Annotated in this window: 9 protein-coding genes; 5 read left to right on the forward strand and 4 right to left on the reverse strand. The window is 52.7% G+C overall.

Features of this window, described 5'->3' with window-relative positions; translation table 11 throughout:
• Window positions 1-9 precede the first annotated feature (9 nt).
• A complete protein-coding gene (gene hxpB, locus AGRI_RS10825) occupies window positions 10-657 on the forward strand; it encodes a hexitol phosphatase HxpB (protein ID WP_008984980.1) in 648 nt (215 codons plus the stop codon).
• Here hxpB and AGRI_RS10830 read toward each other — a convergent pair.
• Window positions 626-1,519 (reverse strand): LysR family transcriptional regulator, encoded by an 894-nt coding sequence (locus AGRI_RS10830; RefSeq protein WP_008984981.1) that lies wholly within the window; start codon window positions 1,517-1,519, stop codon window positions 626-628. The genes hxpB and AGRI_RS10830 overlap by 32 nt on opposite strands.
• A gap of 125 nt (window positions 1,520-1,644) precedes the next feature.
• Between AGRI_RS10830 and AGRI_RS10835 the strand changes: the two genes are divergently transcribed.
• A complete protein-coding gene (locus AGRI_RS10835) occupies window positions 1,645-2,748 on the forward strand; it encodes an NADH:flavin oxidoreductase/NADH oxidase (RefSeq protein ID WP_008984982.1) in 1,104 nt (367 codons plus the stop codon).
• Window positions 2,749-2,906: 158 nt separating this feature from the next.
• The gene (locus AGRI_RS10840) at window positions 2,907-3,437 is read left to right on the forward strand and encodes a DUF3617 family protein (protein WP_008984983.1); all 531 of its coding nucleotides are present in this window, start codon (window positions 2,907-2,909) and stop codon (window positions 3,435-3,437) included.
• A gap of 8 nt (window positions 3,438-3,445) precedes the next feature.
• Here AGRI_RS10840 and AGRI_RS10845 read toward each other — a convergent pair whose 3' ends face one another.
• The 3 genes from AGRI_RS10845 to AGRI_RS10855 are packed head-to-tail and all read right to left on the reverse strand — an operon-like array spanning window position 3,446 to window position 7,176.
• The gene (locus AGRI_RS10845) at window positions 3,446-4,444 is read right to left on the reverse strand and encodes a LacI family DNA-binding transcriptional regulator (protein ID WP_008984984.1); all 999 of its coding nucleotides are present in this window, start codon (window positions 4,442-4,444) and stop codon (window positions 3,446-3,448) included.
• Between the two features lie 42 nt (window positions 4,445-4,486).
• A complete protein-coding gene (locus AGRI_RS10850; RefSeq protein ID WP_008984985.1) occupies window positions 4,487-5,809 on the reverse strand; it encodes a glycoside-pentoside-hexuronide (GPH):cation symporter in 1,323 nt (440 codons plus the stop codon).
• A gap of 32 nt (window positions 5,810-5,841) precedes the next feature.
• The gene (locus tag AGRI_RS10855) at window positions 5,842-7,176 is read right to left on the reverse strand and encodes a GH1 family beta-glucosidase (RefSeq protein ID WP_008984986.1); all 1,335 of its coding nucleotides are present in this window, start codon (window positions 7,174-7,176) and stop codon (window positions 5,842-5,844) included.
• A 160-nt stretch (window positions 7,177-7,336) separates the two neighbouring features.
• Here AGRI_RS10855 and AGRI_RS10860 point away from each other — a divergent pair, with 160 nt between their 5' ends.
• Both AGRI_RS10860 and AGRI_RS10865 read left to right on the forward strand, forming a co-directional pair.
• On the forward strand, window positions 7,337-8,608 hold the full coding sequence (locus tag AGRI_RS10860; protein ID WP_008984987.1) for a sugar MFS transporter: 1,272 nt from the start codon (window positions 7,337-7,339) through the stop codon (window positions 8,606-8,608).
• A gap of 3 nt (window positions 8,609-8,611) precedes the next feature.
• Window positions 8,612-11,143: a glycoside hydrolase family 3 protein gene (locus tag AGRI_RS10865; protein ID WP_008984988.1), complete on the forward strand. Its 2,532-nt coding sequence runs from the start codon at window positions 8,612-8,614 to the stop codon at window positions 11,141-11,143.
• The last annotated feature ends 491 nt before the right edge of the window (window positions 11,144-11,634 follow it).

Consider the following 11,634-nt stretch of genomic DNA (forward strand, 5'->3'; position numbering starts at 1 on the left):
GGAGCAATAATGTTTCAGGCAGTTATCTTTGATATGGACGGTGTGCTGATCGACTCTGAGCCACTCTGGCATCAGGCCGAACAGCAAATTCTCGGTGGGCTGGGTGTCGATTTTAGCCGGCCACCACTACTACAAAGTACCGGCCTTACCACGGCTGCGGTCATCGCGCACTGGTATCAGCATCAACCCTGGCTCTTACTTAGCCCGGAGCAGGTACATCAACAGATTATCGACTTTGTAGCCTCTGGCATCGCCAGCAGCGGCGAACCGAAAACAGGCTTACTGGCGCTGCTGGCTGAAAATGCACGGCGTCAGCTCAAGATGGCCGTTGCTACCAACTCGCCGAAGCTGCTGCTGGATACCACCTTACAGCGGCTACAAATCCGGCAGTATTTTCAGGCGCACTGCCATTTAGAGCTGGTCAGTCGCGGTAAGCCGGCGCCAGATATTTATCTGCTGGCGGCCAGCCAGCTTGGCGTCGCACCAGAACAGTGCCTGGTATTTGAAGATTCCTTTGCCGGCGTAACGGCTGCCAAAGCCGCGGGGATGACAGTGGTCGCAATACCCGCTGCACATGAATGGCAGCACAGCAAATTTGCCATTGCCGATTATAAAATTCGCTGTTTTACTGAATTTGACTGGCAGCAGCTTGGTTGAGAGTACTGCGGATTCGCTCCAGTACCAGCCGGCAACGGGCATTTAACGGCCACTCGGCGCGATAAATTGCCCATAGTGTATCGATTACCGGCTGGCCACATTGCAATACAGCAATCTTATCTTGGGCAGCAAACGCCTGCCGTGCATAACGGGGGACCACGGTAAAGCCTAAGCCCAGAGCCACCGGCTGCAGTAACAAGCTTACCTGATTGCTGTAGCCCTTGCAGGGCAGGGTTGTTACCCCCGGATTACCCGGAAAATGCCGGCTAAGCAAACGGGTCGCCATCGCTTTGCCATCGGGGTGGTTAATAAAGCCTAAGCGCTGTAAATCCTGCCATTCCCGCACTTGGTAACCCGCAGGGTATACCAGCTCCAGCGGCTCTTCGGCAATTTCTTCAGCATATAACCGGGGATCATCCGGTTTAAAGGTTAACACCCCCAAATGGTAGCTATTATCCAGTACCGCCTGTTGTACTTCAGCGCCCGGCGCAAAACGGTGCCGGATAATTAATCCGGGTTGGCTTAGTTGTAACGCCAGTAAATCGGCATATAACAATAAACCACTGCTGCCCGGTGTTACTAAGCCAACATCACCCTGCAAACTGTCGTTAGCTTGCAAGCGTTGCTGCAAACATTCATTTGCCACCGTTATCTCATCAGCATAACTAAGCAATAGCTGGCCGGTTGGCGTTAACGCCAAAGGCCTTAGGCTACGTAATACCACACAGCCATACTGATCTTCTAACTGCCGGATATGCTGGCTGACCGCCGCCTGGGTTAAGCCTAATTGTTCTGCCGCCCGGGTAAAGCTGCCGGTACGCGCGATGGCTTGTAAACTTTGCAGCCAGTTGAGATTTGTCATAATGATAATTTATGCATAACATAAGTTTATATGTATTCTTATTATACTCTCATTACTCTAAAATCGCCGCATACTTTTTAGCCGCAGGTAACCCTGCCTTATTTGCCGTTTTAACAGGAAATCGTATGAGCGCGTTGTTTAGCCCCTTTAATTTAAAAAGTGTCACCTTACGTAACCGCATCGCCATTCCGCCGATGTGCCAGTATAGCGCCGTAGATGGCTTTACTACCGATTGGCATTTGGCCCATTACACCTCACTGGCCCGCGGTGGCGCAGGCCTGGTGATTGTAGAGGCTACCGGTGTTGCACCGGAAGGACGTATTACCCCAGGCTGTACCGGGTTATGGCGAGATGAGCAGCAAGCGGGCATGGCGGCCATTGCAAAAGCCATTAAAGAGGCAGGCAGTGTACCGGGCATTCAGCTGGCGCATGCCGGCCGTAAAGCCAGTGCCAATAAGCCTTGGGAAGGTGATGATCATATTGCCGCTGACGATAGCCGAGGCTGGCAAACTATAGCGCCATCGGCCGTTGCTTTTGGCCATCATTTACCCAAAGTACCGCATGCTATGACTATCGACGATATCAAGCGGGTGCAAGCCGATTATGTGGCGGCAGCAAAACGGGCGCTGGCAGCCGGCTTTGAGTGGTTAGAGCTGCACTTTGCCCATGGCTATCTGGCGCAAAGCTTTTTCTCCAAACACAGCAACCAGCGTACTGACGAGTACGGCGGTGACTTTGCCGGCCGCAGTCGCTTTTTATTAGAAACGGTGGCAGCAGTGCGGGCGGTTTGGCCTGAGCATTTGCCACTGACGGCCCGCTTTGGTGTGATTGAGTTTGACGGCAACGACGAAGAAACGCTGCAAGAATCGATTGAGCTGACGCGGCAAATGAAAGCTCTGGGGCTGGATCTGCTAAATGTTAGCGTCGGCTTTACCATTGCCGAAACCAATATTCCTTGGGGGCCGGCATTCTTAGGCCCGATCGCCCAGCAAGTGAAGCAACAAGCCGCATTACCGGTAGCCTCATCCTGGGGTATCGACACACCGCAATTAGCGGAAAACGCCGTGGCCAGCGGTCAAATGGACTTGGTAATGATTGGCCGGGCGCATTTAGCTAATCCGCACTGGAGCTATGTTGCAGCGCAGCAGTTACAAATCGACAACCCGGCCTGGGTATTACCGGCACCTTATGCCCACTGGCTGGCGCGTTACCGGCCGAACAGCGACTAATTGTTAAGCCGACAAAGTGCCTGAACTCGCAGCCTGTTGCAAAACCTGCTGCGTATTCAGGCTCTACATGACGGACCGCTAATATCGAATTCTATGCCAAAAGTGGAGGGATCTGCCTCACTGAGCTAGGCTGAAGGCTAACCTAAATGGAGGTCGTCATGAAAAAGTCAGTTTTAATCCCCTTTTTTGTGGTTACAGGGTGGTACTCAGCAACAACTTTAGCGCAAAACATCGAGCTCGATTTAGAGCCGGGCCTGTGGCAACACAGCTTTAAAGTCAGCAGCCAAAGCGGCCGGTTAGAGCAGATGTTGCAGGAAGTGCAGCAGCAATTGGCGGCGTTGCCAGAAGCGCAGCGGCAGATGATGCTGGACATGCTCAAGGCGCAAGGGATGAGCTTTGATGGTATGAGCGGCAGTGTCGAAGTTTGTATGACCGCTGAAGATCTAAAACAGGGCAAGCTGCCGGAGCAGGAGGGCTGCAAGCAACAACTGACTCAGCAGGATAAAAACCGCTTTAGCTTTACCTTCCAGTGCAGCTCGGAGCCACCAAGCAGTGGCAGCGGTGAAATGCTGATTATCGATCGCAAAACTTATCAGGGTTCAGCCAGCTTTAGCAGTGACTTTGAGGGCCAACAGGAACAGATGCAAATGAGTCAGCAAGGGCGCTGGTTACGTAGCAACTGCTCCTAGCCATTCGCTTACACAGCCAGCACAGAGTCACGGCTAATCAGTGCTGGCTCAAATACCTGCTGTACCTCGTTGCCATCATATTGGTAAACTTCACGCAGTACCCAGCGGGCAGCCATCTGCCCCATGGCACTAATTGGATAATCGATAGTCGACAGCTTCGGGTAGGTGTAATAGGCAAAATTGACATTGTCATAGCCCATTACCGACAGCTGCTGCGGAATGTTAAGCCCCAGCTCACGCGCGGCAGTAATGGCGCCCGATGCCATTTCATCGTTGGCACAGACCAGCGCACTAAAGGTTTTACCCGTTTTCAGCAGGCTCTCTAAGCCCTTGCTGCCACCGGTTTCGCGGAAATCACCTTCAAAAAATAATGCCGGATCGGCAGTAAGCTGATATTCCGCCAGCGCGCGCTGATGGCCATGATAACGATCGCGGGCGTCGGTTTTCCACATCGGGCCGGCAATATAGGCAATTTTCCGGTGCCCTTGCTGCAGCAAGTGCCGGGTGGCCAGATAACCACCCAGCTCGTTATTAAGACTAATACAACGGTCAGCAATAGCCGGAATATGACGGTTAAGCAATACAAAGGGCGTCTCTTCCGCCGCCAGCGCCAGCAGATAGTCGTCTGATACCGCTTCGACATGCAGGATCAGCGCATCACAGTTACGGCTTTTCAAAAACTCAATGCCGTCTTGCTCGGTGGCCAGATCACTGTGACCTGCGGTAATGATCACATGTTTGCCAGCCGCACGAAATTCGGCTTCAATACCGGTTAGCATGGCACCATAGAAAGGACCGTGCAGTTCCGAGACCAGCACCCCGATACTGTTTGAGCGATTCGAAGCCAGCGACTGCGCGATACTATTTGGCCGGTAATCCAGCTGTGCCATCGCATCCAGCACCTTACGCCGGGTCGACTCCTTAACCGGCGTATTATTGTTCATCACCCTTGATACGGTGGCCAGTGACACTCCAGCCAACTTGGATACTTCGTAAATCGTCGCCATAGTGCGAACTTATCCTTTCCTCAATCAGACTCTCACTGCCGCTTAGCGCGCTGCCAGATCGGCCGATACCTGTGCTACCTGCTGCCGATGCAGCGGATAATAGCGCATAATCCAGGCGACCAATACGGAACCCAGCGCCGGTAGCAACGTAAAGCTCAATAAAATACCCTGTTGCGTTACCGCCGTTTGCTCTGCCGCCGGTTGATACTGATAAAACGCCAGTAACCAACCTGCCAAGGCCCCACCCACTGCCAGGCCCAGCTTAATAAAAAATACCACAGAGGAGTACACCAGGCCGGTGGTGCGCACACCGGTTAACCACTGGCCATAATCTACCACATCAGCCATTTTTGCCCACAGCATCGGGGTGGCCATTTGTAAGAAGAAACACCAGGCAATATGCAGCACAATCGCTAACTGCCATTGACTGCTGCCAACCCAAAAGCCAGCGGCACAAAGTAAGGCGGCCAGCAGCTGCAGGGCAATATAGGCTTTCACCTTATCTACCCGCGCCGCCACAAACTGGGCACAGGCACAGCCAGCGATATTACCCAGCATGCCGAGTGTCATAAAGGTGGTGACCAGATCTTCGCGCAGTAAAAAGTACTTCACATAGTAAATAACCAAAGTATTTTTCAGTACCATACCGGTTAATAACACCAGCGCAGCCAGACTCAACACCCGCCAAGCCTGATTTTGCCACAATGCCTTCAGCCCGGCTTTTAACGTCAGTTGCTGATCGGCAGGTGGCTTAACCCGTTCGCGCGTACCCTTAAAACAGAGTAAAAACAGCAGCACACCCAGCACGCTCATTGCCGCTATCGTCAGCTGATAACCCTTGGCCTGATCGCCCTGCCCAAAAAAACTCACCAGGGGCAGAGTGCAGGCGGTGACCAGCAAGCCACCCAGCATACCAAACACAAAGCGGTAGGATTGCACCGACACCCGCTCATCCGGATCGACGGTCAGTACGCCGCCCAATGCCGAATAGGGAATATTGATAGCGGTATAGGCCAGCATCAGTAGGGTATAGGTAATAAAGGCATACCAGATTTTGCCGCTGGGCGATAAATCCGGCGTAGTAAAGGCCAATACGCTAATAAAAGCAAAGGGTAGCGCCAGATACAACAGATAAGGCCGGTATTGGCCAAAGCGGCTGTGGGTTTTATCTGCCAGCGCCCCCATCAGCGGATCGGTGATGGCATCGATAATCCGCACCACTAAAAACATGGTGCCGACCACAGCCGGCGAAATGCCGAAAATATCGGTATAAAAAAAAGTTAAAAACAACATCACCGTCTGAAAGATGATGTTGCTAGCTGTATCGCCAAGGCCATAAGCGATTTTTTCTTTTTTGGTCAGCATAATTCTACCCTGTTGCAGTGCGCTGCTTATTATTATTTTCTGCTTTGCCAAAGTTGCTGCAATGCCCGGCCGCTGGCTTTAACAATGCGCTGCTGACTGGCGTAATCAACATAGACTATACCAAAACGCTTGGCATAACCTTCGGCCCATTCAAAATTATCCAGCAAACTCCATGCAAAGTAGCCGCGCACGTTCACGCCGGCAGCAATGGCCTGCTCGGTTGCCACTAAGTGGCTTTGATAATACGCCAGTCGGTCAGTATCCTGTACTTCACCCTCTACCAATTGATCGACCATGGCCGCGCCATTCTCGGTAATGTAGACCGGCGGTAGCGGATAACGCTGATGTAGCTGCAACAGAATTTCCGTTAACCCTTGCGGGTAAATTTCCCAACCCATGTCGGTCAGTGGCGGTTGTGTCGGTTTAACATCATGAAACCAGCCATCTTTACCGGCAGTAAACACGGTACGGGTATAGTAATTAATGCCGAGAAAATCCAGCGGCTGGGCAATAATCTGCAGATCGCCCTCAGCGATCTGCGGCAATTCAGCTGGCGCCAGGTAGGCACTCAAATCCGGATAGCTACCTTCCAGTAAAGGTTGCAGATACCACTGATTATGATACTGATCGGCCAACCAGGCGGCCTGTTGATCGGCTTTGACTTCGGTCGCAGCAAAGCAAGGGCTGAAATTCAGTACTATGCCATTTAATGCCTTTGGACAGTTACGGCGCAACACCTGCAGCGCCAGACCGTGCGCCAGCAATAGGTGATGCGCCGCCTGCCGGCCATGCTGGCGGTTTTGTTCACCCGGCGCATGAATACCGGCCTCATAACCCAGATAGGCGCTGCAGAATGGCTCATTTAAGGTGGCATAAGAGTAAACTTTATCACCAAAGGCCTGACTGACCACCTCGGCATATTCGGCAAAACGATAGGCAGTGTCCCGATTTAGCCAGCCGCCCTTGTCTTGCAGATATTGCGGCAAATCCCAATGGTATAAGGTCACAAAAGCTTTAATTTGCCGTGCTTCCAACTCAGCAAGTAAATCCAGATAAAACTGCAGGCCGGCCTGGTTAACACTGCCATCAGCGCGGATCACCCGGCCCCAAGCCACAGAAAAGCGATAGGCATCCACCCCTAAACCGCTAATCAATTCAATATCATCACGCCAGCGGTTCAGATGATCGCAGGCTACCAGCCCATCAGAGCCGTCACGAATCCGGCCAGGCTCGGCGCAAAAGGTATCCCAGATACAGGGCTCGCGACTCTCGGCGGCACCTTCGATCTGAAAGGCGGCGGTGGCGACACCAAAGATAAAATCTGAGCGTAACAGCGGTGAATTTTCGGCTAATACAATCTTCTGCATAGAGGCTTCTTCTGTCTAGTTTTTGCACATGCTTTTTGCACAATAGCACCAAAAAATATTGCGCTCAGCGGCAGGTGTGCTATAAATGAAAGCGCTTACATTAATACTAGACGCCGCTTTGCCGAACGTCAATTAAAACAGAAACGACAAGGGAACCCTTATGGCTGCCACACCCATTATTACGCCAGACGCTGCTGCGCAGCCAGGCGCGCCAACCAGCTACCGCTTTGCGTTAACGGCATTAACCTCATTATTTTTTATGTGGGGTTTTATTACCTGCTTAAATGACATTTTGATCCCCTATTTAAAACTGCTGTTCGATCTGAACTACACCCAGGCGATGCTGATCCAGTTTTGCTTTTTTAGCGCTTATTTTGTGGTCTCGATCCCGGCTGGTATGTTGGTCAGCCGCATTGGCTATAAATCGGGGATCGTCACCGGTTTGTTAATCGCCGGCGCCGGTTGTTTGTTGTTTTTACCGGCAGCTGAAATGCATGTCTATGCCATGTTCCTGTTTGCACTCTTTGTACTGGCCTCGGGTATTACTATTTTGCAGGTGGCGGCGAATCCTTATGTCAGCGTAATGGGCAAACCAGAAACCGCCTCCAGCCGCTTAACGATGACTCAGGCGTTTAACTCTTTGGGTACCACAGTCGCGCCCTTCTTCGGTGCCTGGCTAATCTTCGGCGGTATGAATGCGCCTGAGCCGGTGCCGGGTGCCGTTACCGAATCAACGGTGCAAGTGCCTTATTTAATCCTGGCCGCCAGCCTGATACTGCTAGCCATTATTTTCGCCTGGTTAAAACTGCCAGCTATGGGTAAAAAAGATCCGGCAGCAGCCCTGCCACTGGGCGGTAAAGCCTGGCAGCAACGGCATTTAGTGCTGGGCGCTATTGGTATCTTTGTTTATGTTGGTGCCGAAGTCGGTATCGGCAGCTTTTTGGCCATTTATCTGTCACAACCGGAAATCGGCGGTATGACCACAGCAGCCGCCTCGCACTATATTTCCTGGTACTTTGGCGGTGCTATGGTTGGGCGTTTTATTGGCGCTGCGGTAATGCAAAAGCTGAATCCGGGCAAGGTTCTGGCTTTTAATGCAGTAATGGCCGTGCTCTTGCTGGCCTTAACAATTTTATCCTCTGGCAAGCTGGCAATGTGGTCCTTACTGCTGGTCGGCCTGTGTAATTCAATTATGTTTCCAACCATTTTCAGCCTGGCGCTGCAAGGTCTGAAACAATATACCAGCCAGGGATCGGGCATTCTGTGCCTGGCGATTGTTGGCGGCGCCATTTTACCTGTGCTGCAGGGGATGCTGGCTGACCAGATCGGGGTGCAACTAGCTTTTGTATTACCGCTGGTATGTTACCTGTATATTGCTTTCTATGGTCTGAAAGGCTGTATCCCGCAAACTCCGGTTACAACGAAGGAATAACGGATGAAGATAAAGAAAACCACTATGGCCATGTTGATGCTTTCTGCCAGTGGCAGCCTGCTACTGACCGCCTGCAGCGAGGCTCCGACACCGGTGGCCCGCGAGAATGCCACACCGCCGGTCTGGCCAGCCTTAACACTGCCGGTACCACAAGACCAGGCAATGGAGCAAGCGATCAGCGAGTTAATGAACAAAATGACGCTGGAGCAAAAAATTGCCCAGATGATTCAGCCGGAAATCCGTGATATCACCGTTGAGGATATGCGTAAATACGGCTTTGGCTCCTACTTAAATGGCGGCGGCGCCTTCCCGAATGACAATAAGTACGCCACCCCAGCCGACTGGATCGCCCTGGCCGAAGCCATGTATCAGGCGTCAATGGATGCCAGTATCGATGGCGTCGCTATTCCAACCATGTGGGGTACCGATGCCGTACACGGCCACAATAACGTGATCGGCGCGACCATTTTTCCACACAATATCGGTTTAGGTGCCGCGAACAATCCGGCGCTGATTGAACAAATCGCTGAAGCCACAGCTCGCGAAGTGATGGCGACCGGTATCGACTGGGTGTTTGCGCCGACAGTGGCCGTAGTGCGCGATGACCGCTGGGGCCGCACCTACGAAAGTTACTCCGAGAATCCGGATATCGTGCGCGATTACGCCGCAGCTATCGTGCGGGGTTTACAAGGTGCCGCCGATCAGGATTTCCTCAGCGAACGGCGGGTGATCAGTACGGTGAAACACTTTGTCGGCGATGGCGGTACTACCGGCGGTGTCGATCAGGGTAATACCGAGGTCAGCGAAGAAGAACTGTTCCGCATCCATGCCCAGGGCTATGTCGGCGGTTTAGAAGCTGGCGCGCAGACAGTGATGGCGTCTTTTAATAGCTGGAATGGCAGTAAAATTCATGGCGATCGCTACCTGCTGACCGAGGTACTCAAAGATCGGATGGGTTTTGATGGTTTTATCGTTGGCGACTGGAATGGTCATGGCCAGATCCCGGGTTGTACTAATGATAACTGCGCCCAGGCAGCAAATGCCGGCCTGGATGTGTATATGGTGCCGACCGCCGCCTGGAAGCCGCTTTATTACAATCTGATTGAGCAGGTAAAAACCGGCGCGATCCCAGAAGCGCGGATTGATGATGCCGTACGGCGTATTCTGCGCGTGAAAAAACGTGCTGGCTTATTTGATAAGCCAAGCCCGGCACAGCGCCCACTGGCCGGCCGTACCGAGTTAATCGGTGCGCCAGAACACCGCGCCGTGGCCCGCGATGCCGTGCGCCAGTCGCTGGTACTGTTAAAGAATAACGAGCAGTTACTGCCGCTGAAACCGCAGCAACGTATTCTGGTCACCGGCCCTGGCGCCGATAATATCGGCCAGCAATCCGGCGGCTGGACCATCAGCTGGCAGGGTACCGGTAATACCAATGAAGATTTCCCGGGCGGCACCTCGATCTATGGCGGTATTGCCCGCCAGGTCACGGCCGCCGGTGGGCAGGTTGAATTATCAAGTGATGGTAGCTTTACGGAAAAACCGGACGTGGCCATCGTCGTCTTTGGTGAAGAACCCTATGCCGAGGGTAATGGTGATCTGGATAATCTGGAGTACCAGCGTGGTAATAAAACCGATCTGGCACTGCTGCAACAGTTAAAAGCGCAGGGCATTCCAGTGGTGTCACTCTTTATCAGTGGCCGGCCGATGTGGGTCAATCCGGAGCTCAATGCCTCAGATGCCTTTGTTGCAGTCTGGCTGCCGGGTAGTGAAGGCGAGGGCGTAGCTGATGTGATCCTGCGCAATGCTGCCGGAGAGGTGCAATATGATTTCCACGGCAAGTTATCCTTCTCCTGGCCAGCAACACCACAGCAAAGTACTGTCAATATTGGTGATGCTGACTATCAGCCGCTGCTGCCCTACGGTTTTGGCCTGCGCTATGGCGATGCCAGCACCCTGAGTAACACGCTGTCAGAAGATAGCGGTGATGCTGCCGCCAATAGCGAGATGGTGATCTTTGAACGCGCACCACGCTCCCCCTGGCAGTTACAGCTACTGAGTGGCACCGAGCGTATTGGCGTAACCAGTAGTGTGCAGGAGTTTGGTGCTATTCGTAGCCGTACCTTTGATAATCAGGTACAGGAAGATGCCCGCCGCTTTGAATTTAGCGGTAAGGCGAATGCCGGCCTGAACTTCGGTAGCCCTTTCCCACGGGATTTGCGCGCCTTTGCCAGCGCCGACAGTGTACTGACACTGCAGCTAATGCGCCGCGGCGCCGTGCCGGAGCAAGTCGCGCTCAGTATGAGCTGTGGCGAAGCCTGCCGTGGTAGTCAGAATATTGCGCCAGCACTGGCCGCAATGCCAGAAGGCGAATGGCAAACGCTGCAAATCAGCATCAGTTGTTTACAACAGCAAGGGCTGAATTTGGCACAGGTATTTAATGTGCTGACGATAGAAAGCGCCGGCGAGCTAAACCTGAGCCTGGCCGATGCGCGGATCCAGCGTGTTAGCGATAATACTGCGCAGGCTTGTCAGTAAGATCTAAACATCCAGCAACAAAGGCGCCGTTATGGCGCCTTTTTATTGAGGCCAGGTTGCTGGGTGAGCAGTCAGGTTCGGCTTAATTCGTTGTCGATACCTGGCTAAGGTTAACGACAAACAGGAACTTCCTTGTCAACCTAACTTACGGCGCCGCTGCGCCAACCCCAACTAATCGTTCTTATTTCAGCCCCGGATAATCCTCACTGTGCCCGCTTCTCTGCCTGAACATCGCCTACGACATTTCAAGCCAGTTCAGACCCATAACCTGACTAGACACCTTACTTAACAAGCGGCTTAATTGAGATTCAGCACGCCCTGGGATTCACTGAATTATTACAGATGATTGGCTCACAGATACCAACTCTTTGGCGGAGAGTCGTCCAGCCCGGACGTAAAGGCATTGAACAGGCGAACAAGGCAATACGAATCCAGAGCAAAACTGGCAGTTTAAAGTCAAAAAAATGCCCGCTAAGCGGGCATTACAGATT

Source organism: Alishewanella agri BL06 (genome assembly GCF_000272005.1).
In the GTDB taxonomy this organism is placed as follows: domain Bacteria; phylum Pseudomonadota; class Gammaproteobacteria; order Enterobacterales; family Alteromonadaceae; genus Alishewanella; species Alishewanella agri.

Coding starts and splice junctions, on each gene's coding strand:
- hxpB (WP_008984980.1), top strand. CDS start 10: ATGTTTCAGGCAGTTATCTTTGATATGGACGGTGTGCTGATCGACTCT.
- AGRI_RS10830 (WP_008984981.1), bottom strand. CDS start 1,519: ATGACAAATCTCAACTGGCTGCAAAGTTTACAAGCCATCGCGCGTACC.
- AGRI_RS10835 (WP_008984982.1), top strand. CDS start 1,645: ATGAGCGCGTTGTTTAGCCCCTTTAATTTAAAAAGTGTCACCTTACGT.
- AGRI_RS10840 (WP_008984983.1), top strand. CDS start 2,907: ATGAAAAAGTCAGTTTTAATCCCCTTTTTTGTGGTTACAGGGTGGTAC.
- AGRI_RS10845 (WP_008984984.1), bottom strand. CDS start 4,444: ATGGCGACGATTTACGAAGTATCCAAGTTGGCTGGAGTGTCACTGGCC.
- AGRI_RS10850 (WP_008984985.1), bottom strand. CDS start 5,809: ATGCTGACCAAAAAAGAAAAAATCGCTTATGGCCTTGGCGATACAGCT.
- AGRI_RS10855 (WP_008984986.1), bottom strand. CDS start 7,176: ATGCAGAAGATTGTATTAGCCGAAAATTCACCGCTGTTACGCTCAGAT.
- AGRI_RS10860 (WP_008984987.1), top strand. CDS start 7,337: ATGGCTGCCACACCCATTATTACGCCAGACGCTGCTGCGCAGCCAGGC.
- AGRI_RS10865 (WP_008984988.1), top strand. CDS start 8,612: ATGAAGATAAAGAAAACCACTATGGCCATGTTGATGCTTTCTGCCAGT.